Consider the following 25986-nt stretch of genomic DNA (forward strand, 5'->3'; position numbering starts at 1 on the left):
CTCCACTCGCGTCAGGCCGGGCATCGCCAGCGCATCATCGTCCGATATGCAGAGGAGTGTCATGAAACATCTACCGAGGCGCAGCCACCGCGTGGTGCTGGCCGCCGTCAGCAGCGCGCTGGCTCTCGCCGGCGCCGCGCTCGTGGTGCCCACCATTGCCCAGGCGGCGGCGAGCACGCTCGGTGCCGCCGCGGCACAGTCGGGCCGCTACTTCGGCACCGCCATCGCGGCGAACCGACTGGGCGACTCGACGTACAGCACGATCGCGGCGCGTGAGTTCAATATGATCACCGCCGAGAACGAGATGAAGCCGGAAGCGCTCCAGCCCAACCGGGGCCAGTTCAACTTCTCCTCCGGCGACCAGATCTACAACTGGGCCACCCAGCGCGGTCTCCAGGTCCGCGGCCACACCCTCGCGTGGCACGCGCAGCAGCCGGGCTGGATGCAGAGCCTGAACGGCAGCAACCTGCGTCAGGCGATGATCGACCACATCAACGGCGTGATGGCCCACTACAAGGGCAAGCTGGCCGCGTGGGACGTGGTGAACGAGGCGTTCAACGAGGACGGCAGCCGTCGGCAGTCGAACCTGCAGGGCACCGGCAACGACTGGATCGAGGTCGCGTTCCGCACCGCGCGGGCGGCCGACCCGTCGACGAAGCTGTGCTACAACGACTACAACATCGAGAACTGGTCGTACGGCAAGACGCAGGGTGTGTACAACATGATCCGGGACTTCAAGTCCCGGGGTGTGCCGATCGACTGCGTCGGTCTGCAGACCCACTTCACCGGCGGCAGCTCGCTGCCCGGCAACTTCCAGACCACGCTGCAGAACTTCGCCGCGCTGGGTGTGGACGTGGCGCTGACCGAGGTCGACGTCACCAACTCCTCGACCAGCCAGTACGCCGGTCTGACGCAGGCGTGCATCAACGTGCCGCGCTGCATCGGCATCACCGTGTGGGGCGTGCGTGACAGCGACTCGTGGCGTTCCAACGAGAGCCCGCTGCTGTTCGACGGCGGAGGCAACAAGAAGGCCGCGTACAACTCGGTCCTCAACGTCCTCAACTCCGCGTCGCCCAACCCCACGCCGACCGCGACCGTCTCGCCGACCGTGTCCCCGACCGCCGGGCCGACCGGCGGACCGACCACGCCGCCGCCGACCACCGGCGCGAGCCGGATCGTCGGCAACCAGTCCGGCCGGTGCATCGACGTGCCGAACTCCTCGCAGAGCAACGGCACCCGGGTGCAGCTCTACGACTGCCACGGCCAGACCAACCAGCGGTGGACCTACACCTCCAGCCGGCAGCTGACCGTGTACGGCTCGATGTGCCTGGACGCCGCCGGCTCCGGCAACGGCTCGGCGGTCCAGATCTACAGCTGCAACGGCCAGACGAACCAGCAGTGGAACGTCAACTCCAACGGCACCATCACCGGAGTCCAGTCCGGCCGCTGCCTCGACGTCTGGGGCACCGGCAACGGCCAGCAGGTGCAGATCTACGACTGCAACGGCCAGGCCAACCAGCGGTTCCAGCTCGTCGCGACGAGCTGACCTTCGCGTACGGAAAACGGCTCACCGTCGTGGTCTCGGCCACGGCGGTGAGCCGCTTTCGTGGTGCTCGCGTGCTGCCGGTGTCAGCCGATCAGCAACTCCGTGCGGTAGTCGGCGGCCAGCGCGGCGGCCCGGTTCCGGCGCTCGGCCTGCTCCTCCTCGGTGAGAGCCGGCGGCGGCGAAGTGGGGCCGTCCACCCGGTCGCCCACCTGCAGGAAATACTCGTCCTGCCCGGCCGGCGTGCACATGCACAGCAGCCGCGCCGGCTGGTCGAAGGAGTTGCGGAAGAAATGCGGCGCGTTCGCCGGAATGTTCACCGTCTCCCCGGCCCGCGCGACGGTCTGCTCGCCCCGGAACGTGAACTCCACCGCCCCGTCGAGCACCGTGAACATCTCCTCGAAGTCGTGCCGGTGCGGAGGCGGCCCACCACCCGGCGGAACCCGCATGTCGATCAGGCAGTACCGGCCGGCCGTCTGCTCACCGGTGACCAGGATCGTGTAGGTGCCGCCCGCGATGGCGAGGTGCGCCAGGCCGGGGTCGTCGGGCCGGGCATGGACGAGGGTACGGGTCGGATCGTCGGACGGGATCGCACCGCTGGCCATCGGCTCTCTCCTCGATCGTCGGTCTGCGGATCGATTCCCCTCATAGCCATCCGGCAAGCTGCTAAACCTGGGGCGCTTCCCGTGCTGGGACCGTCATGCCGGGCGGCGGGCGACAACCGCCAGGGCCATGCCGAAGAACTTCAACGGCGAGCGTTCGATCGCGTCGGTCACCGGCCGGATGCGACGCCCGAAGCGGGACCTGTCGAACGGCGGCATGATGTAGTCCACCGCTACCGGCTCCAGCCCGGCCCGCCGCAGCTGCGCGGACAAGCCACGGGCGGTGAAGGAACGGGCGTCGGCGAGCCGACGGTGCAGCGGCACGATCCACGGCAGGAACGGGCCCCGCGCCGGCCGGTACCGCCGGCCCCGGATCAGGAAGCCGTGCGTCTCGAACGGGAACCACCGGTTGGGCGTCGTCAGCGCGAACCGGCCGCCGGGCACGAGCACGCGGTGGACCTGCCGCAGGGCGGCATCCAGGTCGTCGATGTGCTCCACCACCTCGATGGCGGTGACCAGGTCGAAGCTGCCGTCCGGGTAGTCCAGCTCGGTGGCGGACAACTCCCGTACGTTGATCTTCCGGGCCGCCGCCGGATCGCCGGCCAGCCGCTCCCGGAACAGCTCCAGCCGATCCTGCTGGATGTCCACGGCCTCGATCTGAGCGAACGCGTCGACCAGCCGCATCGTGTACGTGCCGTCCCCGCAGCCGATCTCCAGTAATCGCCGGCCGGTCAGCGATGTGTGCCGGCCCAATGTGCCGAGCCTCTTCGCCACCCCACGCTCGCCGAATGCGCTGCCGTGCCCCAGCCCCAGATTGCGATTCGCATTCACCATGGTCGCTGACCATAGACCTAACGAGCGTTAGCGTGGGGGCACCCGAGCGGCCGGCCGCGTACCGCGTCGTCGTCAGCCGCTGTTGGTCACGTAGATGTAGTAGCGGGTGACATCGGTGTCGGTGCCGTCCGCCTTGTGACCGGTCACCGACAATGTGTACGTCTGGTAGTTCTGCGTCGGCGTGTAGGTGATCGACGCCTTCCCCTGGCTGTCCGCCGTTAGGTCCGTCGTCGATCTACCAGGTGAAGGAGACGATCCCGTTCCCTCACAGCCGTTGACAGCGCTTGTCGACCGCAGTTGTGCCCGATGGTCTTGTCGGTTCAATATGCGTCTGCCGTCGGTCGCTGCTGTCGCTCTTTCTGCCTTCTGATGAGTCGGACGTGTCGTCAGGTGTGGCGCGATGCGGCAGCGCTACCGGGCCCTTTGATGCGTCTTCTTCGCTCCAGATGGAGATGACGTGCCCGTCTCCGTACTCCTTGATCACGTTGGTGGTCGCCTCATCGAGCGACCTGGCGAGGATGCGTAGGCGGATGCCGGGATTGTCGTCAATCCAGATCAAGCCGGTGTACTCCCGTATGGGGCTTTGGTCGGCGCTCATGGGGCACTCCATGGTGGCACTGGATCGAAGGCACCAACGCATAGCGAAGCGTGCTGTCGGTCTGCTTCTCGGTGGTCTCGTCGGCGGTCACCCGCGGCTTGCTCAAGCGACTTGGTCAGACGCTCGACCCATGACGGCAAGGGCTCCTGGTTCGGTCAAGTCCGCTAGCGGTCGCCGTAGTGGTAGCGGCAGGCGATGATCTCGACGTCGTCCTTGGTGATCCGGTACACCAGCCGGTGTTCGCGATCGATCCGGCGGGACCAGAAGCCGGACAGCTCTCCCCGCAAGGGCTCCGGCTTGCCGATGCCCTCGTATCCGTTGCGCATCACGTCCGTGATCAGGTCGTTGATGCGCTTGACCAACTTGCGGTCGGTGTGGCTGAGGTACTGATTCCAGGCCGTCGCGGTGAAGACCAGCCTCACGCGACGTCTCGCACGGTGGCCGGGTCGACGAGGTCCCGCTCAGCCGCGTCACCCTGCTCAAGCTCGGCGATCGATCGGCGCAGGGCTGCGGCGTTGGCCGGGTTGCGCAGGAGGTATTCGGTTTCCTTCATCGCCTCGTACTCGGCAAGCGGGACGATGACCACCGGTTCGTGGCCCGAGCGGGTCACCACCACTTCCTCGGCGTCGTTGATGACGCTGTCGAGTTCGGCGGCTAGGTTCTGGCGCAGTTGGGTGAAGTTCACGGTCCGCATGGGCCACCTCCAGGGCAGGTACAGAAAACTGTACCTCAGGCGGGCGATGTTGGCCCAACTCCTGGTCGCCTGCTGTACGGCACCGGGATCGCGGTTCGACAGGCGTCCGGGAAGGCTGCTGACCTGCGGAAGAGTGGGCCGCCAGGGACTCGAACCCTGAACCTATGGATTGCCGGCGAACTGGCTGGGTCGGGCGCGGTGCGAGGTCATCGGGCCTGTTGGCGCGCTTCTCGGCTTGGTTCGGCTGGCACGGTTGCTGTACTTCGCTGCTGTACTGCTGGCATCAGATAAGCCGCTGGATGCGGACCTTGGGGCGCTCGTTCCTGAGGTGGCCTTGCTTGTGCTGGCGAACCTGCTCCTCCCAGACCTCCTGGTCGTAGTCCAGGTCTGGCGGGGTCCACCGGTGGGAGCCGTCGCTGTAGTGGAACTTCTCGTCCCCGGGCCGAAGGATGCTCATCGGGTCCAGCCGAGGAATCGGTGGTGCAGGTGGCCGGCGGGGACGTGGGCCAGGTCCTGGGCGGCGTCGACGAGCTGGGCGGCCAGGTAGAGAGCCATCGACACCGGGGCGCGGTCGTACTCGGCTCGCAGCTCGCGTCGCCGCGTCTGGCAGGGCCAGTCGGCACCGCAGCCGCCGCAGCTCCAAGCCGGTGTGACCGGGAGGTGAGTCGTCATCTCCGCATCTCCTTCGCCGCCGCCTGGTTCGTTGGTCGGGCGTCTTGCCGGTCGTCCTCAGAAGGCCAGTGGCCTCGATTGATCGGGATCCGATGCGTCGTACGACAGGGCAGCTCGCTTCCGCAACGGCAGACCCTCCGCCATCGCTCCCATGACCAGACCGGCCGGTGCCGCCTGGCCAGAGTGAGCGCGACGGCGATCAGGTACTCCTCGTACGAGACACGAGGCATCGGGCCTCCCTCGGCTCTCGACCAAGGTCGCGGGTGTTCCCGCAGACCGGCTCAGCGCAATGCCGCAGCTTGCATCACCGTAACGACGTAGGACTGTAGATACAATAAGATGTAGAGCTGTTGGACACGTAGCGTCACTTTCGTGATCGACCCGAGTGCGGATCGCGCCGTGTTCCGGCAGCTCGCAGACCTCCTGCGAGACCGGATCACCTCTGGCGACCTCGCGCCCGGGGCTTCACTTCCCAGCGAGCTGCGGTTGGCTCAGGAGTACGGGCTGAGCCGCACGAGCGTCCGACAAGCGGTAGCACTGCTCCGGTCGGAAGGGCTCGTAATCGTGGAACCGCCGCGCGGGACGTTCGTCCGCGCTGTCGAGCCGAGTGAAACGGTGACACTCCTCAAGGGCGACACTGCCTCTGCTCGGATGCCTACCCCTGTGGAGCGGCGGGAGCTAGAAATGGGCGAGGGCATCCCGGTGATCGTAATCTTCCGCGCTGACGGCTCCCGCGAGCTGTACGCCGCCGACCGCATCCGCGTCGGCCGCTGACGCAACCTCGGCGACCCCCGGCAGGGGGAACCGGAGATACCCCGTCGGCTCGTGCCGATCGTTGCCGAACAGTGGCAGTCGAGCTGTTGACGCTAGGCGTCCTCTGCTGCCTCTTGCCCATCGGGGATCAAATGGCTTGCTGCCTCATTGCTGCCTCCAGCCTCGGCCTGGTCGTCTCCGTAGCCCTGACCTGTCAGGTTGCCGGCGTGGCGGTCGTTGACGCCTCCGTGCGGAGGTCACCCGCCATCCTCTGGCTGGTTGGGGTCTGCGGCGATGGCGGATGGGCATCGCCTGTTTGGCGGCGTTCTGCTCGCGCCCTATTCACTCCACGACCTGGACGCCGAGGCTGCACCGAACATGCCCTGGCTGTCCTGTCCAGCCTAGTGCTCCGGTTCGCCACCGTCCGCCGTCGATCGCTGGTATGGCTGTCGTTCCGGCGGTTGCCTTCAGCCGCCGGTGATGGCCATCGAGCACGTCAATCGCCAGAAGAGGTGGCACCTCGGGCAGGACCTGCGCAAGACGCATCGCATTGACGCCGTTGTCCACATTTTCCCATCCGTGGCGACGCGATGGCACGTTTCGCGGGCCAAACTCGGAATGTCGCGGACCCCGGCCCATACCGCTATGCTCGCCCGCATGGCATCTGACGACCGGGCTGCTGAGGAGCCCCGTTCATCTCCAGACGCATCCGCCAATGCAAGCGATCACGCCAGCGCGTCAGCGAGTGACCAGCAAGAGCGAGTTGAGGTCCACGTTGACATCGCAGGGCCTCCCGCATCTGGCACCAAATTCCAAGCTGCGAAACACGGTGTCCTTGCCTCCAAGCCATACCTGGAGATCGGAAGCATGATCGCGACCATAGCGGCACTAGTGGGTGTAACGGTACAGAGCTGTGAGATACGTAAGCAAAATGAGAACCTCGCATTTCAGCTAGAGCAAGGAGCGCGACACGACATTTTCTCCAAGGTTCTTGATCTCGACAGGACAGCCCTCGAGAACCCTGTGCTCTTCAGGCAAATAGTTGCTCCTGGCGCTGACCCTATGTCTAGGCGCCTATTCGCAACAGTGCAGAGAGATCCGAACGGCGCTGAGGCCGAGAAGGCTGTCCAATACGCAGGCCTTATCCTTGATTTCTACGACTACGTATTGTCAGCCTTTCCCTACGACGATTATCCAACCTTAGGCAAGCCGAGCGACGACGATAAAGATTATGTCGCATGGAGTAACCAGATTCGGATCACCTTCCAGGACGGCTCCTTCCTCTGCGACCGCCTGCTAACTTATGCACACACGTATAGCATCACTTACACAGGACGAATCTTTGGCGACGGCTTATGTCCCTATAGTTCGAGCGAAACCTCGGCCGACTGACTAGAGCAAGCACTCCGAAGCGGCTTTCGCCCGGCTCTGCGGCGGCGTTCCCATCCCGGCTAGCTCCGGACGGACCGACCGCCACCGCCTACACTGTGGCGGCGACCGCGAAGCCAAGCGCCCTCTGGCGCATCACACCGGAAGCTGTTCTCATCCCGGCCAGTTGCTGTCACCATTGCTGTCGATAGCAACACGCCCCAAAGCAGAAGATCTTGGCTTTTGCGGGCGTGGCCACGGTGAGCCGATCCTGTCCACGGACGATCTACCGGCATCAGTGCCGGGCACCTTCGGCAGACCTGATGGTCGCCGGCACCGATGGTCAAGGCAGGCGAACCGCCTCGGACTCAGGCCGCGAGCGCGGCGGCGGCAGCAGCAACCTTGGCTGCGACGCTATCCAGCGACGATTCCTTTGTGCTCAGCCCAGCGTGCGAGGCCAGCATCGGGCTGACATCGTTGAGATCGTTGAAGCTGACCTCGTGCAGGACGGGGATGACGCGACGAGTGGAGAGCAGCACGGCGAGTTCCTTCTCGGCCACGCCCTGGGCCTCAATGCTCTTGAGCAGCGCGGGCGTGACCAGCACGATCCCGACGCGAGAGTTCCGTAGCCCTTTGTCGATTTCGCGAATCATGAGCGAACCGAGCGGCAGGTCTACTTCGCTAAACCACACCGAGGCGCCATTCGACTTTAGATGGCCGTACAGCTCCTTCGCACTGCCCTCTCGGTCGTCCCATGCGTGGCAGAGGAAGAGGTCGCGGCGTTCAGGGTGCGCCTGAGCCTGCTCGCTGGCCTTCTGGGTGAAAGGCTCGACGGTGCGCCACTCCGTCGGGGTATACGACACTGATCTGCCGGTCCTAGTCCGACGGGAGCCTCCGCCGCTGCCGCCGGAAGAGCCGCCGTAGCTCGACCCTCCGCTCCTGCCTCCGTAGGACGGCTGAGACGAGTAGGGCGCGTATGACCCGTAGGATGAGCGAGACTGCCCCCTCCCCCCGCACGCTGGGCAGTTCGCCACCCCACTCGCGGTGCGGTGGCCTCTAGACGGTGCTGTGCATCGCGCCATAAGGCCATTGTAGAGGTCCCGTCTGACTCGGTTACGTTGCTGCGCCGGCGCCGCTTGACGTCTACACGTTGAAGCGGAACCTGGACGGGCTCATTCGTGACCTGCGGCGACCTGGTCGGCGCGCTGGTCGCGACCCTCGTGGCTTGCCGCCGCTGCTCGCTGGTTGCCGACGTTGGACGACGTCTTGTGCCCCCTGCCCCGAGCGGGTCCGTCGCAGCCGGCCGTCCTCGGTGGGTGTTCAACGCACACGGTTTAGGAAGGGGGTAGTGCCCGCTGGGGCACCCGTCGTGCTACCAGGACACACGGCCGAGGGCTTCCAGCACAGCCCTTGATCATTCCGCACATGTTCCGGATCTTGTTCCCTGGGTCCTGGATCTATCGATTGCTAGCAAGGCATCGACCCGGCCGCTGGCTCCTTCAAGGTTCCCTGCCGCTCCTCGCCGGTGTCGAAGAATGCTGTCAGGTAGGCGTCCGGAGGAAGCTCGCTGTCTCTCATCAGCGAGTAGACCTCGGCACCGTAGCCAAGCTCATCAAACATGCGGTATGCCTGCGCGAAGCCGAGGTACCTCCGGTCAACCTCGTTCGCGTACTCCGCAGCTTCAGCCTCGGCTAGGGCGACGGCCGCGTCGAAGCTCACCGCCCGCCAAACCGTAATGCGTTCCTCATAGACGAACGGCGCATCGCTGCCGTATTGGAATACGCACCGCACCGAGAACCACCCCTGGTTGACGGCCTCGTCGGCGTCGTGCGCGTCGCTCACCGGCCCATCCTGTCGCACGGTGCGGCCCGCGTCGACCATCACCGCCGCCGGCAACCCCTCGCTTGTAAGTTCTGGGCGTCCTGTCCGGCAGGGTCCGTCGGCGTCCCTGGCCTCGGGCCAACCGTCCGGCGTCGTCCCTTACTGGGTGGTTGCGTCCACGCCGGTTGCTGTCACCGTTGCTGTCGACATCTACGGCAGGCTTCCGGCTGACCGTCAGGCATTATTAGTGGCAACCTCCAGGCTTGGAAGCCCCATGCCCCGCCGGTCGCCTGCCACCGTCCGACGCAGCCTCCGCCGACACCATCGCCGGTTGCCGAAAACCCGTCTAAACGTGCCAGGGTTGCCAGGCCCCGCGATTGGTGTCCTCCGGAAGGTCGATCAACACTTCGGCTGGCCGGACAACTGGACCGCCGAAGCGGTGCTGCTGTGGATTCGTCCGCCTCGTAGAATCCGCCACAGTGGCACCGTGCCGTGGCATGACGAGTGTTACGACTGGCACGAGGACTGGCAGCATCCCCGCACCGTCATAGAGGTCGCCCTGGGTCAACTTCCAAGCCATATTCGCCGGGACCTACGGCGGACCATCAGCCGCGCTGACCAAACATGGCAAGCCCAGACACTGCCCAATCCGTCTGGCCGGACCGACCTTCCTTGGTGGCTACGAGCGATCGAGTAGACAGGTCATACGTTGATGCGGAACTTAGACGGGCGGTCGCGTGACCTGCGGTGGAACGGCCGCACCCCGGCCAAGCCCGCGCCTGGGCTCATGTCCTTCGCCGCTGATTGCCGACGTTTCACGATGTCTTGTGCCCCATCTGTGCCCCGCAAGCACCCTCGCTCACGGCTCGACGTCGTCCGGCTCGGATGTTGCTGACGGATTCGAGGTTCGGATGAGACGATCCTCTTGGGTGAGCTCAAGGGCAACACGTTCAACGAGTTCAACGATAATTTCGCGAGAGAGCTCATTGTCAACCGCGATGATTTGTAGTGCACCTCGATAGGAGTCGTCAGCTGCAACCTTACTGAGGAGTCGGTAGGCATCACGAATGCGGTCGAAGCTTAAGCCCTCTTGTCCGCTATTCGCTGAAATCCCATCCAAAATGAGTAGCCCAGGCAATGGGAGATTTCGATCGATCGCCACGGTGTGGTGAGCGAGCGCGTGTGCGATGTTGACAAGTGTCTTGAGGCCTTGACTGGATAATTCGTCGAAGCTGCGGCCGGAGACCTCGGGCAGGTACGATTTTCGGTTGATTTTAACCGTAAGCTCTTGGCCGAGGTCTGGGATACGCAGTTGCTGCAGGTACTCGAGCATCCGTTTCTCGAGGGCTTTGATATTTTCTTCCGCATCGTATCGAGACAGTTCACGCTCACTGATACGAAGCCTGAGATCTTCTTGCTGCGCTTCAAGCTCATCGCGGCTGGCAATTTGTTGCTCGTGCCGTCGAAGGAGGTCGGCGTATTCACGGAGACGCTTGATGTCGGCCTCGAGCTGAGCTTGCCGGGTGGCTTGATGCTCGATCTGTGCGGCGCGGTCGGAAACGAAGGCTTGGGTGCGCTGGTCGAGGTCGTCGGCCAGCCCAGCGATGAGCTGGTCGAGCCGGGTTGCCTCGTATGCCAATCTGTCGAGAGCACGTTGGCGTCCTTCGAGGACCTCGTTGGTCTCGGTGATCTGGCTCGCGATGCGGTCCTGCTCGCTCAGCAGCTCGGCTTCGGATGGCGCAGGCCGCGGCTGTTGCAGGCATAGGTAGCACAGGTGCGGATCGGTCCTTGCTGGTTCGACATCGTTACCGCAACGCGGACAGACCACGAAGTCGAAATCCACAAGCCACTCGCCAGCGACGATAGCGCGAGTGAGGCGGGCGGACTGACTGCTCAGTTGCCTGACCAGATCGTTAAGGTCCCTAATCTGCGCCTGCAGCCGAGACATGCGATCTGCAATGTCGGCACGACGGCTGCGTGCGGCGAGCAGGTCTTCTCGCGCGTGCTGGACGCCCGGAACGTCGGCTACTGCGCTTGCGAGAGCTCGGCGTTGTTCGATGACATGGTCCAGCTCGGCCGTGCTGGCCGCCAGTTGCAAGTCAAGGGTGGCGAGGTCCGCGAAGGGGGTGTCCTTGAGGAAGTGGGCACGGACCTCAGCGTCGTGTTCGAGGGAGTCGAGCTGTCGTTGCACGTGGCGCAGCTGGGCGTTGAGGCGGGCGAGTTCGGGTTCGTAGTAGCCGTAGGCGATCTCGAAGACCCAGCGGCGTTTGACGTCGCGGTAGTGGCGCTTGTGTCCAAAGACCTCAGTGTCGAGCTCGTCGCCAGTAATGATGCAGTATCCAAGCCAGTCGGTCATGGTGACCGGACTCTGCACACCGGTGGGGTCGGTTCGGGCCTGAGGAACGCTGATTGCTGGAATGTTGAGTCGGTCGAGCAGAAAAGTGCTGTAGGTGTGAGTCGAGCGGGCAACGGGAAGCCGTACCGATAAGGCTTCACGGCCTGGCTCGTTCTCGTCTTCGCTGATCTCGACGAGCGCGTCACTGGTAGTGGTTCGGGGTCGGTAAATCTTCCATGCGCGATCGCCGAGCATGACGTGCCCACGGATGGCGTCGACGTAGTCGACTTCGGGTGGTAGGTCCTTGGGCATGGTGCCGAGCAGCGCTCGGATCAGGCGAATGAAGGTGGTCTTGCCTGTGGTGATGTCGCCGACGATGTGATTGAGGCCTGCGTTGAAGGTGACTTCACGACCACCACCTACAAGACTTACGTGCAGTAGTTCGAGGCGGTGTGGATGAACCGGTTCTGGCGGGGTCGTGGTAGGTCGGCTCACGTCAGATCCTCGTGCCATGCGGCGTCGGCAATTTCGGGCAGTTCGTACAGGTAACTCTTGAGAGTGCTTCCGGACTTGTCGAGGTGGCGGCGTAGGAGTGCTAGGCGCTGATTGATGTCGTCGAAGCTGCCGTCGGCGCGTAGGTTGGCTGCGAGGTCGGCGCCGGTGTTGGTGGTGCGGTAGCCGAAGCCGTTGCCGAGGGGGGCTACTACGACGAGGCCGCGGCCAATGAGGGATCCGAGGACGGCGTAGTAGGAGGGGTCCCATGGGCCGTAGCGGTAACGCATCATGCGGGCGTCGAGGGGCGCCTCGTTGGGATCGAGTTGCTCGATCTTGTCAGCGCTGACGCCCTGGGAAATCAGAACGCGGCGTAGGTGGCGCGGGTAGCGGAGCAAGAAGTCAAGCTTGGCTAGCTTCACACGGCCTTCGAGGTATCGGGATTGGCCTCGGGCTTTGCGGCTGAAGGCGTCGATGAGCAGGAGGATTCGCGCCTCGGCTTCTCGTGAGGGCCGGAACCGGGCTCGCGGTGATTGGTCTGCGTGGAGAGCCGGCGGTCCTCCGCGCCTGGGCGGGGTGCCGGCCGCTGGCCTCGTGCTGGGAATCACGAGAGACCCCAGTCGAAGCGGCAGAGGTCGGACAGGTGGCCGAGGTAGCCGAAGATGAGCTCTTCGTCCTGGTGGAGCAAGGGCTTCCGGTCGCATTGGGCGAGATCGTGGGGGCGGGCACGCAAGTCAGCGGCGATAGCTTCGGCGGGGCGGCCGGCAGCGACGGGGTTACCAACGGCAGAGAGCTTGATGCGAGTAGAGGTGGCTTGGGCCATCCGCAGCACGCGACGGGCCAGGTCCTCTAGTTCGGACTCTGCGTTGTCGCGACTGGCAAGTAGGAGTTGACGCTCGACTTCCATGGTGGCTCGCAGTTCCTGAACATCTTCGATGAGTGTCGTGCTGGCACCCGCAGCTCTCATCTTCAGTTCCATCAGCGATGTTGCGGATCCATTAGCCATGCGTGCGAGGAGTCGGTGTTGTCGTTCGCCGGGTAAGGGCGGGGTGAGTGATGTGAGCATGCTGCGGCTAAGAGTCTGGTTGTGTATAGGCTCGATGTCTGACCAGCCGGGCTCTCCTGGACGCGGGAGGTCGTGACTCACGTGCGGAAGCGCTGCGGCCAAGATCGCCTGGATTGATGCCGGCTGACCGGCACCGCCAGTTTGTGCAGCGCTTGCGGCGCTGAGGAGCCGTTCGTAGAGGTGCTGCACTTCCTGATGAGACAGTGCGGGCCACAGGGCAGACATTTCCCACATCGCGACCTTGTCGATGTACATCTGGGTAGGCTGCCCGGGCTCGATGACTAGGCGCTGTAGGAAGTCGTCCACCCAGGCTCTGATGAGGCCGTGTGCGACGAGGCGAGCCCGGACATCGTTGCTTGCTGTGGTGGGGTCACGCACGAAGCTAGCGGTGTCCGCTTTCGGTGCCGTCGTTCCTTCAAGCCAGAGTTCGTAGCTGTACAGTTCGTGGCACTTGGCTTTGCGCGCGTTCACGTACGACCGGACGAGCGCGTCGAGTCCGCTTTCGCACATGGCAACGACGCTCCACGAGCCCTTGTCGCGGGTCTTGAGCTGGATGAGGCGGACCTTGTCGGAGTGGACAAGAGCAAGGTCCTCGATCTGCTCACATACGGCGAATGCAGGTCCGTCTTGTTCCCGCAAGCAGGTCAGCCACTGTCTCACTACTTGTTTTGCCTGCCAGACGTAGCGAGCGAAGGTTTCGAGTCCGGTGGGGTCGTTTGTGACCTTAGCGATCGCGGCGAGGTTGCCAAGGCTGGGAGTCGGTTCTTGCTTCGTTGCGTCGGTCACCCGAAAGACACTCCCACCTGGTGCGACGTCGAGGGCCAAACCCGAATCACGCGGCGTAATGGTCCTACTACTCGGGGAAACGATGTTAACGGAACGGTTCGGTGTCAGTCGACCCGTCATGCCCGGCCTGTTCGGCTGGTCTCGGTAAATGCAGGGCCGATCCTCGACGAGCCGTTCAGGTGAGGTTGCCTGGCTCGCCGTTCTGGTAGCCACGCTGTCGATCCCTCACAGCAGCGCCTTACCGGTGGCTACCTGCCATCCCGTCTGCCATCGACCCGCACTGCTGTGGAGCGGGCAGCCGCCCGGTCCGCCACGTCAAGGCGGCCTTGACGCAAGTTCGGACGCTGGCGGGTCGGGCGGTGGTCTGCTCGGCTTGCCCGGGTCGACGGCGGGCGGGATGGCCTACCGCAACCACTCACGGGCCGCGACCCCCCGGCGGAGCGCCGGCCATCCTGGAGCCGGAGCGCCCCCGCCGGAGGCGCAGTAACCACAACCCCGCGACCGCCGCCAGTTCGCCGACGCGGCCGGCGTCCCCTCCTCCTACGCCGCGCGGGCTCGTGGCCGCGCGGCCCGGCCGGCTGCCGGCCCAACCCTTCCTCGGTCAACAGCCTGTCGTGCTACGGCGGCCCTCCGGGCTCCCCGCTATCCGCGCCAGCCGCCGGGCGTGTTGCGTGGCCGGAGCAGAGCGACAGCGGAGCGACGGACGCGCGCCCAGGCGGCGGCGCGTGCGGCCCGTTCAGGGCCGCCTTGAAGACGTACAGAAACTTTGCACCACATCGCCGGCAGCATCGGCCGGCAGCCGGCCGTCCCACCCTGGCCGCAGGAATCACGGCGGGTTGACGTGTCGGTACCCGGTGCTACTCTGGCGCTCATCGAGCACGCCAGCGCGGCCTTCCCGCCGGATCGCTGGACTCGACGTCGGAGATGCCGAGCGGCCTTCCTGCCGCTGATGCGGGCCACGTTCCCGCCGGCCCTCGATTACACCGGCTCCCATGTCGGTCTCCGAATCCGCTGATCGGCCCAGCACGGCCTTCCCTGCCGTCCGCGATGGCCCGGATTCGCTTACCTCCACGGGTGGGGGCAGCCTGCGGCAACCCGCCGGATGCCGACAGTCCAGGCTCCCCACCCGTGCCAGCCCATTACGTCCACGAGCGTGAAAGGACATGACCCATCGGCGGGAAGTGGCACCACCGCCATTCCGCCCTCCGGCGTCAGCCGCCCTCTCGGCGGTGCCAGGAGACACGACGAACACCACCAGCGGACAGGCGTCCACGGCTGGTGGTGCTTCGTCTCCCGTCCCTGCCACCCCCGCACGAGGAGACAGCCATCTTCGCCACCTACCGCCCCGGCCTCGCCGCCGGTCGTGACGCCCAGGCCCTGCACCGCGCCGCTACGCCGGAGTTCTCCGGCTGGCTGGAGCACACCCGCCCCGCCGGCGGCTGTGCTCGCCCGATCCGCCTAACCGGCACCATCGCCGCCGTCGACCGGAACACCGGCCGAGTCCTCAGCGAGCAGCACACCGACGAGCTGCCCGACCGGACGCTGTACAAGGCGTGTGGCAACCGCCGCGAATCGGTGTGCCCGGACTGCGCCTGGGTCTACCAGGGCGACGCGTACCAAGTCGTCTGTCGCGGACTGACCGGCGGCAAGGGCATCCCCGAATCGGTCGCCCGGCACCCGGTCGTCTTCGCCACCTTCACCGCCCCGTCCTTCGGCCCGGTCCACCACCGCCACGTCCCGCACCACACCTGCCGCACCCGGCAGCGCTGCGACTGCCGCCCCGCCCCCTGCCGCGCCCGCAGCAACACCGGAACCTGCCCACACGGGCAGCCCGCGGCGTGCTTCGCCCGCCACGACGCCAACGATCCGCGGCTCGGGCAGCCGTTGTGCCTGGACTGCTACGACCACGGCCACCAGGTCGTCTGGAACTACTTCTCCGGCGAGCTGTGGCGGCGCACCAAGCAGGCCATCGAACGTCACCTCCCCGCCCTCTGCCGCAAGCGCGGGATCCCCTTCGTCCGAGTCGTCACAGCCTCTGGCAAGGTCCGATGGGTGCCGCCCGTGCGGGTGTCCCACAGCAAGGTCGCCGAGATGCAGCGCCGGGCAGCCGTGCACTTTCCACGTCTTGCTGCGCCTCGACGGCGTTGATTCCGACGACCCGGACGCGATCGTCCCGCCACCGGCCGGCATCACCGTTGACGACCTGGAGGAGGCGGTCCATACCGCCGCTGCGCGGATCACGGTCACTACGCCTGCGCATCCGGACCGGCCGCAGGGCTGGTTGGTCGCCTGGGGTGAGCAGGTCGACGTCCGGCGGATCAACACCGCTGGCGACGAGTTGACCGACGGCAAGGTGGCCGCTTACCTGGCGAAGTACGCCACCAAGGCCACGGAAGCCACCGGGCACTCGTTGACCCGGCTCACCCCGGCAACGATCGATGACTACGCCGACCCGGAAGGCGACCACGTCGCCCGGCTCATCGACGCCTGCTGGCACCTCGGCCGCCCCACCCAGACCAGCGGGACCGGTGGCGCCGCAGCGGCCGGCGACCGTCAAGGCGGCCTTGACGCACAATCAAACGTCTACGGCGGGCTGCGTCGCTGGGCGCACATGCTCGGCTTCGGCGGCCACTTCCTTACCAAGGCCCGCCGCTACTCCGTCACCTTCGGCCAGCTCCGCGACTCCCGCGCCACCTACCGCCGCATTGAGGACGACGGAGCCACCGAAACGATCACCGTCGGCACTCTCACCTACATCGGGTCCGGCTGGCTCTCCGACGGAGACGCCCTGCTCGCCAACACCGCCGCGAGGCAGCGACGGGAGAGCAGCCGTGTCGGCCGGGAAGAACTTGCCCACGAAGCTTGGCTCACCGGAGCCGCCGCATGAGCCACGACCTCCGCCCCCGCTGGTACTCGCCGGCCGAGGTCGCCGTGCTGCTGGGCTTCGGGATCTCCAAGGTCAAGATGAAGATCGCCACCGGCGAGCTGCGCTCCATCAAGGACGGCAAATACCGCCGCATCCTCCCCGAATGGGTTGACGAGTACATCCGTGAACAGGCCGAGCGGCAGGAGGCTGCCTGATGCCTGGACGCGTAAGGGCCAACGGCGAAGGCTCGATCTTCCCCTACCGCAACGGCTTCGCCGCGTACGTCTGGGTCGAGAAGCCCGACGGCAAGCGGGGCCGGAAGTGGGTCTACGGAAAGACCCGCGAGGAGGTCCACGACAAGTGGATCAAGCTCCACGGGCAGGCCAAGGCCGGCCCGGTGGCGACCCGCTTTCCGACCGTGGGGGAGTACGCCGGCTACTGGCTACGCGAGATCGTCAAGCCGAACCTCGCCCCGGGCAGCTACGTCACCTACGAAGTGGTGGCCCGGCTCTACCTCGTGCCGGGGCTGGGCCGGAAGCGCCTCGACAAGCTACGGGTCAGCGACGTGCAGACCTGGATCAACGAAGTCGGGCGGACCTGCCAGTGCTGCGCCCAGGGCAAGGACGAGCGGCGCAATCCGGCCCAGCGTCGCTGCTGCGCCCTCGGCCGCTGCTGCCAGGATCTGCCCTCGGCAACCAGCGTCACGCACCTGCGGACCGTGCTCCGGACGCTGCTGTCCCAGGCGATCACCGAAGGGCTGATCTCCCGCAATGTCGCATCCCTGGTGAAGCTGCCGCCGGTACGGAGGCGTAAGCGGAAGGCGTGGACGAGCGACGAGGCACGGCGGTTCCTGGAGTCGGCCCGTGCCGACGATGACCCGCTCTACGCCGCGTACGTCCTGGTCCTGGTGCTCGGTCTGCGCAAGGGCGAGATGTTGGGGCTCACCTGGGCTGACGTCGACCTCGACACGGGGGAGTTGACCATCGATCGGCAGCTCCAGCGGGTCGGTGCCGAGCTGCTGCACCGGGAGACGAAGACGGCTGCCTCGGACGCCACCCTGCCGCTGCCGGACATCTGCACTGTGGCGCTCAACCGCCGCCGCACCGCGCAGACTGCCGCCCGGGACGCCGCCGGTCCGGCCTGGCAGCCCTCAGACCTGATCTTCACCACCCGCTACGGGCGGCCAGTCGAGCCGCGCAACTTCAACCGCTTCTGGGACCGGCGCTGTGACGCGGCCGGAGTCCGGCGGATCACCGTCAGGGATGCCCGGCGGACCTGCGCCTCGCTCCTTGCGGACCTGGACGTGCACCCTCGGGTGGCGATGCAGATCCTCCGGCACGCGCAGTTCGCCATCACGATGGAGATCTACACGGTGGTGTCCTCGGCGGCCACCCGCGACGCCCTCAAGCGGCTTGGCAGCGCACTAGACCGGTGAGGCGCTACTGCTGTACTTCCCTGCTGTACGAGGCGTGCTGACAAAGACAGCGGCCCTGCAAAGGGCCGCTGAGCTGGAACGGAGTGGGCCGCCAGGGACTCGAACCCTGAACCTATGGATTAAAAGTCCACAGCTCTGCCATTGAGCTAGCGGCCCGCCCGCTCAGGTTACCGGAACCCACCCGCCCTAAGCTCGCGGCTTCCGCCGCCTGTCGATCTTCAGACCCGAACCAGGCGACGCGCCAGGCGCGAGGCGTGAACCTCCCCGCCCGGGGAACCGGGGCAACCATGCGAGTCACCAGCACCGCCGCCGTCGCGGCCTCCCGCGAGGTCCCGGGCGCCGACGGCGTACGCCGGCCCGGCGGCGAGGTGCACGCCTGGCTGCCGGGCCAGAACCAGACGCTGTGCGGGCTGCCGCTGAGCCGTACCCGCCTGCGCCGCTTCCCGCACGTGCCGTTCGACTACTCCGGCACCGACGTATTCACCGAGGCCGACCCGGAAGGCTGGGTCTGTCCGCGCTGCCTGGCCGCCACGTCGGGTCGCCGCGATCGGGAGAAGGGCTGGGTGCGCATGAACCCCCGTCCGTGAGCGGTTGCTGCCCGGTTCAGCGGGTACCGCACCGGACATGCGCATCGTGATCGTGGGAGCAACCGGCAACGTGGGGACGGCCGTGCTGCGCCGGCTGCGGCGGGAGACGGGAGCGGAACTGGTGGGCGTCGCGCGCCGGCTGCCCGGACCGGACGCCGGTGAGCCGTACGCCGACGTGGAGTGGCATTCCTGCGACATCGGCGCGCCCGGCGCGGCCGACCAGCTCGTGCGGATCTTCGCCGGGGCGCGGGCGGTGGTGCATCTGGCCTGGCAGATCCAGCCCAGCCACGACCGCCGCACGCTCTACCGGACCAACGTCGGCGGCAGCCGCGCGGTGATCGAGGCCGCCGTCCGGGTCGGCGTTCCGGCCCTGGTGTACGCCTCATCGGTCGGCACCTACGCGCCCGGCCCGAAGAACCATCCGGTCAGCGAGAACTGGCCGGCGACCGGGGTGGAGACGTCGTCGTACAGCCGGGACAAGGCGGAGGTGGAGGCGCTGCTCGACGGCGTGCAGCGGGAGCACCCGAAGCTGCGGCTGGTACGGCTGCGTCCGGGGCTTATCTTCCAGCGGGAGGCCGGTACGGAGATCAGCCGCTACTTCCTCGGCCCGCTGGCGCCGGTGCGCCTCCTCCGGTTCGGCCGCATTCCGCTGGTGCCGTCGAACAAGCGGCTGCGGATGCAGGCGGTGCACGCCGACGACGTCGCCGACGCGTACGCCCGGGCGGTTCTGGGGGATGCGAGCGGCGCCTTCAACGTGGCGGCCGACCCGGTGCTGACGCCGGAGCTGGTGGCCCGGCACTTCCACGGCTGGACGGTGCCGGTGGCGACGCCGGTGCTGCGCGCGGCGGCGGCGCTGACCTGGCGGGCGCGGCTGCAACCGGTCGACACCGGCTGGGTCGACCTGGCGCTGAACGTGCCGCTGATGTCCAGCCACCGTGCCGAGACCGAACTCGGCTGGGCCCCGGCGATCGACTCGGTGACCGCCCTGAAGGACCTGTTCAACGGCATGGCCACGAGAGCCGGCACGGATTCCCCGCCGCTGTCCCCGGACCCGACCCTCCCCGGCCGCCCCGCAGCCCTGACCCGAGGCCACCTCCCCGGCCACCCCAACCCCTACTGACCCGCCCTTCGCCGCTGCCCGCCGCTGTCCCATCCGCTCCGGCGTCGGCCCCGCCCTCGCCCCACCCCGCCACCCCGCCCCACCCCGCCCTGTTGATCAAGGAGTTTGTGTCACGCGCAGAGATCAACTGGAACACAAACTCCTTGATCACCGAGTTGAAAGGGCGGGTGCGAGGGTGGGGCGGGTGGGGCGGGGGCCGTAGGGCGGAGGACTGGCCGGTGATCATGAAGTTGGCGGGTCGACACGCCGATATCGGGACCGTCAACTTCATGATCGACGGGGCGGGGTGAGGGCAGCGTCCATGCGCCGGCTGTTCAGGCGGCGATCATGAGGTTGACGGCGCGACACGCCGATGGCGAGGCCGCCAACTTCATGATCGACGGGGCGAGGCGGGGCGGGGCGGGGCGAGGCGGGGCGGGGCGAGGCGGGACGGGACGGGACGGGACGAGGCAGGGCAGGGCAGGGAGGGGGTCAGGAGATTTGGGCACCCAGGAAGAAGATGCCGGGGTGGCCCTTTGTCTCGAAGCCTCTGCTCGGGTTGCGGCGCAGCGTTGAACTGTCGATCTGCAGCGAGCCGGTGCGGTTGTTGCTGACGAAGAAGATCGCGCCGCCGCCCTCGTTCGCGCTGTTGTCCTCGATCACCGTGCCGGCGATCCGCACCGCGAACTCGTTGCCGTCGCAGTAGATCGCGCCGCCGCTGCCGCCGCCCGGAGTACCGCCCCGGGCCGGGTTCGCGCCGGTGCCGACCGCCCGGTTGTCGCGGAAGACGCTGTTCAGCACCGTCCAGGAGACGCCGATGCTGCTCAGCGCCCCGCCGTTGGCGCACACTCCGCCGGTGAAGGTGCTGCTCACCACGTACACCGGTTTGTTCTCGAACTGGCTGAGCACGCGCAGCGCCGCGCCGCCCAGGTCGGGGCCGGTACGGTCGCAGCGGTTGCCGACGAACCGCGAGTTGACCACCTTGAACCGCCCGCCCCGGACGAAGATCGCGCCGCCCCCGCCGCCCTCGGTCCGCTCACCGGTGGAGTCGCCGTCGGCGAACGTCAGGTTCTGCACGGTGAGCTGCGGGTGGTCCTGGTTCTGGCAGTGCGAGGTGGTGAAGCCCTGCGCCTGGTCGCACGTGTTCATGTAGAGGATGCGGCGCTTGCCGCCGCCGCTGAGCGTGACAGTGCCGCCGCCGTCCAGCACGATGCGCGGGCCGTGCGAGTTCACCACCTTGGCGGTGGCCTTCATGGTGATGGTGACCGGCGCGGGCCCGCAGTCGAAGGTGATGACGCCGCCGGCCGCGACGGCCTTCACCACCGCCTCGGAGGTGCAGCTCGCCGGGGTGCCGCTGCCGACGGTACGGGTCGGGCGCGAGGTGTCCACCGGACGCGCCTCGGCCGGCACGCTCGCCCGGCCGGCGGGGTTGCCGGCGCGGAACGCCACTGTGGCGGGGGTGGGGCTCGGCCGGGCGCTGCCGAGTCCGGAACGCCCGCTCGGGGAGAGCGAGGGCGACGGGGCGGCTGCCGGACCGGCCGGCGAGCCGGGGTCGGCGGCGGGTGCGGGGGCCGGATCGTCGCCGCAGGCGGGCAGCGTCGCTGTCGCCAGGGCGAGGACGAGCAGAGTGACAGCCGACTTCACGCGCACCGCCCGATGCTAGGAGGACCGGCCGCGCCGGCACGACTCCACAGCCGATCCTTAACCCGCCGCTAAGCCGCAGCGAGCGGCCGCGCGACGGTCAGGCGTGCGACAGCGCGAACGCGACCAGGAAGCCGAGCACGGTGATCAGCCCGACCAGCAGGTGCGCGTCCGCGAACGCCTCCGGCACCATCGTGTCGGTGATCATCGCGAGGATCGCGCCCGCCGCGAGCGCGGTGATCGTCGCCAGCACCTCCGGCGGCGCGCCGCCGAGCAGCGTGTACCCGGCCAGCGCCGCCGCGCCGGAGATCAACGCGATGGCCGTCCACAGCCCGAACACGTAGCGCCGGGTGCGCCCGGCCTGGCGCATGCCGGCCGCGCTGGACAGCCCTTCCGGCACGTTGCTGAGGAACACCGCGATGACGGTTACCAGGCTGACCGGGCCGCCGGCCAGCAGGCTCGCGCCGATCACCACCGATTCGGGTACGCCGTCGAGCAGCGCGCCGACAGCGATGGCCGTACCCGAGCCGGGCTGTTCCCGCTCGGACGGCTGCTCGTCGCCGGAGCGCTTGCGGTGCCGCGCGCCGTGCCGGGCCAGCAGGACGTTCGCCCCGGTGTACGCGAGCGCGCCGATCGCCGCACCGATCACCACCGGCCGCAGGCCACCCTGCTCGTGCGCCTCGTCGATCAGCTCGAACGAGACGGCGGAGAGCAGCACGCCCGCCCCGAACGCCATCACCGAGGCGGTCGTCCGGCGCGGTACGCGCGCGAAGTACCCGACGGCCGCCCCGATCAGCAGGGCCGACCCGGCGAGCAGGCCCCAGAATCCCGCTTCCAGCCATTCCGGCACGCGCTGGACCCTACCCCCGGCCGCGTGCCGCCAACCGGGTCAGAAGTCGGCGAACAGGTGCGGCAGCTCGCGGGGGAAGAGGCGGCGCAGCTCACCGGCCGCGTCCACCGGCACGTCGCCCAGGCCGCGTACCACCACCTCGGCCGGGTCGAGCACCCCGTACGCCAGGGCGGACAGCCCGGCGGCGGTGAGCCGCGCGGCCGGCACGCCGCCCTCGGCGGTGGTCTGCGCGGGCAGCACCGCCAGCTTGCCGGTGGTGCCGTCGAGCAGGTGCCGGCCGGCGAGCCAGCGGTCGCCGACCACCTCGATCAGCACCCGGCCCACCCCGACCGGCTGGTCGGCGAGCGCGTCCAGGCTGAGCAGCCGGGCCATCGGCGCGGTCGGGTCGGGCCGGGCCACCCTCGCCTCCACCTGCACGTCGAGGTCGGTGAGCCACAGCTCCGGCAGTTCGTCCGGGGGAATCTGGACGCTGATCCGGGCCACCTGGTCGACGTGCCGGGCGAAGAACTGGAGCACCGACGCCCGGGCGTACGGGTCGTCGACGAGCAGGTCGTCGGCGTGCAGCGTGCCGGCGTGGTCGTCGATCCGGTAGGTGACAGCGCCGACCGTCTCGCCGCCGCGCACCACGCTGACCAGCCAGCGGTCGTCGCGGTCGCGCAGCCCGACCGCCCGGAAGTCCGGGAAGACCGCGAAGCCGTGCCGTTCCCGCAGGCACCGTTCGGTGTACGCGCGCCACCGCGCATAGCCGGTGCCGATCCGCTCCCAGACCAGCTCGTCCGGCAGTTCGGCGCGCAGCAGCGGCGCCAGGTCCGCGGGGGAGAAGACAGCGGTACGCCGCCGGGGCAGCCCGATGTAGCCGAAGCGCTCGTAGAACGAGGCGCGGAACGGGTGCAGCGCGCTGAGCTGCTGCCCCTCGTCCCGCATGCCGTCGAGGAGCTGGTGCATGAGCGTGCGGACGTGTCCGCGCCGGCGGGCCAGCGGATGGGTGGCCACGCCCGCGACACCGGCCATCGGCAGCACCGCGCCGCGCAGGTTCTGCCGCATCGGGATCGCCGAGACCGCCGCCGCGGTGACGCCGTCCTCCTCGGCCACCAGTGTCGTGTTCCCGGCGTTGTACGGCAGGTAGGCGCGGAACTGGTCGGTCCGGGAGGCGCCCATCGGCGAGGCCTCGAACGCGTACGCCTGGAGCGGGAAGCTGGTGGTCAGTCGTTCATCGGCGGCCAGCCGGCGGATGTGCATCCGTTCATCCCAACCGCAGCGGGCGCGCTCCGCAACCGGAAAGGACGCCGACTCACGCCTCGGTGACGTCCGAGATGACCACTGTCACGTTGTCCGGCGCGCCGGCCTGGTGGGCCAGCTTCACCAGTTGCTCGCCGCACTGCTGGCGGTCGCCGTAGGTGGCGAGCGCCGCCGCGATGGCGGCGTCCTCCACGTAGTCGGAGAGGCCGTCGCTGCACAGCAGCAGCCGGTCGCCGGGGAACACGGTGAGCGCCCCGACGGCGGGTGGCGCGTCGGAGCCCTGCACCGCGCGGGTGACCAGCGAACGCTGCGGGTGGTGGCGGGCCTGGTCGCGGGAGAGCGCGCCCTGGTCGACGAGCGCCTGCACGAACGTGTCGTCGCGGGTGAGCTGGGTCAGCTCGTGGTCGCGCAGCAGGTAGCAGCGGGAGTCGCCGACCTGGGCGAGCACCAGGGTGTCCCCGGCGAGCAGGGCGGCGGTCAGCGTCGTACCCATGCCGTCGCGGGCCGGGTCGACGGTGATGGCCGCGCGGATGCGCTGGTTGGCGGTGCTGACCACGGCGCGCAGCGCGTCGGCCGCCTCGTCGGCGCCGGTGGGCGGGGTCAGCTCGTCCAGGATCCGGATGACGATCTCGCTGGCCACCTCGCCGGCGGGGAGCCCGCCCATGCCGTCGGCCACCGCCACGAGGCGGTCACCGGCGAGGGCGGAGTCCTCGTTGTTGGTCCGGACGAGGCCGACGTCGTTGAGGATGGCCGAGCGGAGGATGAGCGTCATGAGGACAAGCTTGCCAAGAAGAACGGCTCCGCGTCTCTACGCGGTGGCGGGTCTGCTGAAAGAAATGTCATCCGCTTGCATCCTGGGTATGCGTCAACTGTCCGGTGTGGACGGTCGAGGATAACGCAGCAGCAGGCTCGCGTGGACCTCCTCCTCACCCACCGCCGCGTACGTGTGCGGCACGTCGGAGACCCACCGCAGGTAGCCGCCCGGACCGGCGGTGAGCGGGGCGTCGACCGGGCCGGCGCGCAGTACGCCGGAGAAGACTGTGACGTGCTCGGTCACGCCGCTGGAGTGGGCGGGGGAGAGCTGAGCCGGACCCGGGGTGACGCACATCCGGTACAGCTCGTAGGTCGCCTCCCGGTCACTGAAGACCTCCAGCAGGGTGGCGCCGACAGCCGCCCCGCGTACCGTCGGTGCCTGCTCGGGCGCGGAGAGTACGGCGGTCAGCGGCACGCCGAGCTGCGCGGTGATCGCGTACAGGGTCTCCAGCCGGGGGTTGCGTACGCCGTTCTCCAGGCCGGAGAGCGTGGCCTTGCCGACGCCCGCGAGGCGGGCCAGCTCGGACAGGGAGATGCCCCGTTCGGTGCGGAGCGAGCGGATGCGCCGGCCGACCTCCCGGGCGCCCCGGTCATCGGGTGGTGCGGCGGCTGTCATGAGGGCTATCGTGCTACACCGTGCCGTTCCGTAAACGGAACGGCGGAGGAGGAGAGCATGGGGGGTCGGCTCCAACCCGTCCTGGCCGGCGTGGTGACCGCCCTGGTCGGCTTCGCCAGCTCGTTCACAGTCGTCCTGGCCGGGCTGCGCGCCGTCGGCGCCGACCGGGACCAGGCCGCCTCCGGCCTGCTCGCGCTCTGCGTCGCCAGTGGCGCCTGCGCGGTCTGGCTCGGCCTGCGGCACCGGCTGCCACTGTCGATCGCCTGGTCCACGCCGGGCGCGGCGCTGCTCGTCGCCACCGGGCCGGTCACCGGCGGCTGGCCCGCCGCGGTCGGCGCGTTCCTGCTCGCCGGCCTGCTGATCGTCGCCGCCGGGCTGATCCCCGCGCTCGGCCGCGCGGTCGCCGCGATCCCCGCCCCGATCGCCTCCGCCATGCTCGCCGGGGTGCTGCTGCCGCTGTGTACGGCGCCCGTACGCGCCCTCGTGGAGGTGCCCCGGCTGGCCGGGCCGGTGGTGCTGGTCTGGCTCCTGCTGCACCGGTTCGCCCGCCGCTGGGCGGTACCCGGCGCGCTCGCCGTGGCAGTTGTCGCGATCGCGCTCACCACCTCCGGCCCGGCCCGGATGGACGCCGCACCGGTCGTCGCGTTCACCGCGCCGGCCTGGACGCTGCCCGCCGTCGTCGGGCTCGCCCTGCCGCTGTTCCTGGTCACCATGGCCGCCCAGAACGTGCCCGGCACCGCCGTGCTCGCCGGCTACGGCTATCGGGCCCCGCTGGGCTCGGCGCTGCGGGTGACCGGGCTCGCCACCGCCCTCGGCGCTCCGGCCGGCGGGCACGCGGTGAACCTGGCCGCGATCACCGCCGCGCTGGCGGCCGGGCCGGACGCCCACCCGGACCCGGAACGGCGCTGGATCGCCTCGGTCACCGCCGGGATCGGGCTGGCGCTGCTCGGGCTCGGCGCGGGCGTGGCCACCACACTGGTGTTGCTCTCCCCGCCGGTGCTGGTGGAGGCCGTCGCCGGGCTCGCCCTGCTCGGCGCGCTCGCCGGGGCGGTCGCGGCGGCGGTGGCCCAGCCGGACGCGCGGGAGGCGGCGGTGGTGACGTTCGTGGTCACCGCCTCCGGGGTGAGCCTGTTCGGGGTGGGCGGCGCGTTCTGGGGGCTGGTCGCGGGCTGGCTGATGCTGCTGCTGTTCCGCCGCCGCGCGGCCGCGTCCCCGCCGGCCGGGTCGCCCGAGGCGGAACCCGCCCCGCCGGTTCCCAGCCGGGCCGGGTGACGAC

General features: G+C 68.4%; 25 protein-coding genes, 1 tRNA gene and 2 pseudogenes. 10 read left to right on the plus strand and 18 right to left on the minus strand.

The window, feature by feature from the left end; genetic code table 11:
• Positions 1-61: 61 nt before the first annotated feature.
• Positions 62-1546 (plus strand): endo-1,4-beta-xylanase, encoded by a 1485-nt coding sequence (locus PVK74_RS22460; protein ID WP_209959620.1) that lies wholly within the window; start codon positions 62-64, stop codon positions 1544-1546.
• Between the two features lie 83 nt (positions 1547-1629).
• Here PVK74_RS22460 and PVK74_RS22465 read toward each other — a convergent pair whose 3' ends face one another.
• The 7 genes from PVK74_RS22465 to PVK74_RS22495 all read right to left on the minus strand — a co-directional run bounded on the left by PVK74_RS22465 (position 1630) and on the right by PVK74_RS22495 (position 4943).
• On the minus strand, positions 1630-2148 hold the full coding sequence (locus PVK74_RS22465) for a cupin domain-containing protein (RefSeq protein ID WP_113972234.1): 519 nt from the start codon (positions 2146-2148) through the stop codon (positions 1630-1632).
• Positions 2149-2241: 93 nt separating this feature from the next.
• Positions 2242-2979 carry a class I SAM-dependent methyltransferase gene (locus tag PVK74_RS22470; RefSeq protein WP_051611289.1) on the minus strand — a complete coding sequence of 246 codons (738 nt, stop codon included), beginning with the start codon at positions 2977-2979 and terminating at the stop codon, positions 2242-2244.
• 265 nt (positions 2980-3244) lie between these two features.
• Entirely contained in the window at positions 3245-3577 is a 333-nt protein-coding gene (locus tag PVK74_RS22475) for a hypothetical protein (protein ID WP_274477147.1), read from the minus strand.
• A 164-nt stretch (positions 3578-3741) separates the two neighbouring features.
• Positions 3742-3999: a Txe/YoeB family addiction module toxin gene (locus PVK74_RS22480; protein WP_184681101.1), complete on the minus strand. Its 258-nt coding sequence runs from the start codon at positions 3997-3999 to the stop codon at positions 3742-3744.
• Entirely contained in the window at positions 3996-4271 is a 276-nt protein-coding gene (locus PVK74_RS22485) for a type II toxin-antitoxin system Phd/YefM family antitoxin (protein WP_274477148.1), read from the minus strand. Before PVK74_RS22485 ends, PVK74_RS22480 begins: the two co-directional genes overlap by 4 nt.
• A gap of 283 nt (positions 4272-4554) precedes the next feature.
• Entirely contained in the window at positions 4555-4728 is a 174-nt protein-coding gene (locus tag PVK74_RS22490) for a hypothetical protein (RefSeq protein ID WP_167435514.1), read from the minus strand.
• Positions 4725-4943: a flavin reductase gene (locus tag PVK74_RS22495; protein WP_069088171.1), complete on the minus strand. Its 219-nt coding sequence runs from the start codon at positions 4941-4943 to the stop codon at positions 4725-4727. Before PVK74_RS22495 ends, PVK74_RS22490 begins: the two co-directional genes overlap by 4 nt.
• A 372-nt stretch (positions 4944-5315) precedes the next feature.
• On the opposite strand from PVK74_RS22495, the gene PVK74_RS22500 reads away from it, so the two are divergent.
• The 3 genes and pseudogenes from PVK74_RS22500 to PVK74_RS22510 all read left to right on the plus strand — a co-directional run.
• Positions 5316-5717: a GntR family transcriptional regulator gene (locus PVK74_RS22500; protein ID WP_274477149.1), complete on the plus strand. Its 402-nt coding sequence runs from the start codon at positions 5316-5318 to the stop codon at positions 5715-5717.
• A gap of 636 nt (positions 5718-6353) precedes the next feature.
• On the plus strand, positions 6354-7088 hold the full coding sequence (locus PVK74_RS22505; protein WP_274477150.1) for a hypothetical protein: 735 nt from the start codon (positions 6354-6356) through the stop codon (positions 7086-7088).
• A 4-nt stretch (positions 7089-7092) separates the two neighbouring features.
• Positions 7093-7215: pseudogene (locus tag PVK74_RS22510) on the plus strand (transposase); the annotation flags it as partial.
• A gap of 217 nt (positions 7216-7432) precedes the next feature.
• Here the strand turns inward: PVK74_RS22510 and PVK74_RS22515 are convergent.
• From PVK74_RS22515 to PVK74_RS22535, 5 genes are all read right to left on the minus strand, one after another.
• Positions 7433-7927 (minus strand): toll/interleukin-1 receptor domain-containing protein, encoded by a 495-nt coding sequence (locus PVK74_RS22515; protein WP_151010518.1) that lies wholly within the window; start codon positions 7925-7927, stop codon positions 7433-7435.
• Between the two features lie 604 nt (positions 7928-8531).
• Positions 8532-8906, minus strand: a complete 375-nt coding sequence (locus PVK74_RS22520) for a hypothetical protein (protein WP_274477151.1) — start codon at positions 8904-8906, stop codon at positions 8532-8534.
• 838 nt (positions 8907-9744) lie between these two features.
• Positions 9745-11715: a hypothetical protein gene (locus PVK74_RS22525; RefSeq protein WP_274477152.1), complete on the minus strand. Its 1971-nt coding sequence runs from the start codon at positions 11713-11715 to the stop codon at positions 9745-9747.
• A complete protein-coding gene (locus tag PVK74_RS22530; RefSeq protein ID WP_274477153.1) occupies positions 11712-12110 on the minus strand; it encodes a hypothetical protein in 399 nt (132 codons plus the stop codon). The genes PVK74_RS22525 and PVK74_RS22530 overlap by 4 nt, the downstream gene beginning before the upstream one ends.
• Before the next feature lie 206 nt (positions 12111-12316).
• The gene (locus PVK74_RS22535) at positions 12317-13564 is read right to left on the minus strand and encodes a dsDNA nuclease domain-containing protein (protein ID WP_274477154.1); all 1248 of its coding nucleotides are present in this window, start codon (positions 13562-13564) and stop codon (positions 12317-12319) included.
• A gap of 1326 nt (positions 13565-14890) precedes the next feature.
• Here PVK74_RS22535 and PVK74_RS22540 point away from each other — a divergent pair.
• From PVK74_RS22540 to PVK74_RS22550, 3 genes and pseudogenes are all read left to right on the plus strand, one after another.
• A pseudogene (locus tag PVK74_RS22540) lies at positions 14891-16451 on the plus strand (replication initiator).
• Positions 16448-16645 carry an excisionase family DNA-binding protein gene (locus PVK74_RS22545; protein WP_274477155.1) on the plus strand — a complete coding sequence of 66 codons (198 nt, stop codon included), beginning with the start codon at positions 16448-16450 and terminating at the stop codon, positions 16643-16645. Before PVK74_RS22540 ends, PVK74_RS22545 begins: the two are co-directional and overlap by 4 nt.
• Positions 16645-17865 carry a tyrosine-type recombinase/integrase gene (locus PVK74_RS22550; protein ID WP_274477156.1) on the plus strand — a complete coding sequence of 407 codons (1221 nt, stop codon included), beginning with the start codon at positions 16645-16647 and terminating at the stop codon, positions 17863-17865. The genes PVK74_RS22545 and PVK74_RS22550 overlap by 1 nt, the downstream gene beginning before the upstream one ends.
• Before the next feature lie 84 nt (positions 17866-17949).
• On the opposite strand, the gene PVK74_RS22555 is transcribed toward PVK74_RS22550, so the two are convergent.
• Positions 17950-18021: transfer RNA gene (locus PVK74_RS22555), tRNA-Lys, on the minus strand.
• Positions 18022-18152: 131 nt separating this feature from the next.
• On the opposite strand from PVK74_RS22555, the gene PVK74_RS22560 reads away from it, so the two are divergent.
• Positions 18153-18452 (plus strand): hypothetical protein, encoded by a 300-nt coding sequence (locus tag PVK74_RS22560; protein ID WP_274477157.1) that lies wholly within the window; start codon positions 18153-18155, stop codon positions 18450-18452.
• A gap of 37 nt (positions 18453-18489) precedes the next feature.
• Positions 18490-19572: an NAD-dependent epimerase/dehydratase family protein gene (locus tag PVK74_RS22565; protein ID WP_274477158.1), complete on the plus strand. Its 1083-nt coding sequence runs from the start codon at positions 18490-18492 to the stop codon at positions 19570-19572.
• 471 nt (positions 19573-20043) lie between these two features.
• On the opposite strand, the gene PVK74_RS22570 is transcribed toward PVK74_RS22565, so the two are convergent.
• The 5 genes from PVK74_RS22570 to PVK74_RS22590 all read right to left on the minus strand — a co-directional run bounded on the left by PVK74_RS22570 (position 20044) and on the right by PVK74_RS22590 (position 24710).
• Positions 20044-21195, minus strand: coding sequence for a hypothetical protein (locus tag PVK74_RS22570; protein ID WP_069089148.1), 1152 nt, complete (start codon positions 21193-21195; stop codon positions 20044-20046).
• A gap of 97 nt (positions 21196-21292) precedes the next feature.
• The gene (locus PVK74_RS22575; protein WP_274477159.1) at positions 21293-22042 is read right to left on the minus strand and encodes a ZIP family metal transporter; all 750 of its coding nucleotides are present in this window, start codon (positions 22040-22042) and stop codon (positions 21293-21295) included.
• Positions 22043-22081: 39 nt separating this feature from the next.
• Positions 22082-23281, minus strand: coding sequence for a GNAT family N-acetyltransferase (locus tag PVK74_RS22580; protein ID WP_043327453.1), 1200 nt, complete (start codon positions 23279-23281; stop codon positions 22082-22084).
• Between the two features lie 52 nt (positions 23282-23333).
• Complete coding sequence (locus PVK74_RS22585) at positions 23334-24053, minus strand: PP2C family protein-serine/threonine phosphatase (protein WP_013283512.1); 720 nt, start codon at positions 24051-24053, stop codon at positions 23334-23336.
• A gap of 93 nt (positions 24054-24146) precedes the next feature.
• Complete coding sequence (locus PVK74_RS22590; RefSeq protein ID WP_104112729.1) at positions 24147-24710, minus strand: helix-turn-helix domain-containing protein; 564 nt, start codon at positions 24708-24710, stop codon at positions 24147-24149.
• A gap of 57 nt (positions 24711-24767) precedes the next feature.
• On the opposite strand from PVK74_RS22590, the gene PVK74_RS22595 reads away from it, so the two are divergent.
• Positions 24768-25982: a benzoate/H(+) symporter BenE family transporter gene (locus PVK74_RS22595; protein ID WP_187694286.1), complete on the plus strand. Its 1215-nt coding sequence runs from the start codon at positions 24768-24770 to the stop codon at positions 25980-25982.
• The last annotated feature ends 4 nt before the right edge of the window (positions 25983-25986 follow it).

This window comes from Micromonospora chalcea, from assembly GCF_028768405.1.
GTDB lineage: Bacteria > Actinomycetota > Actinomycetes > Mycobacteriales > Micromonosporaceae > Micromonospora > Micromonospora chalcea.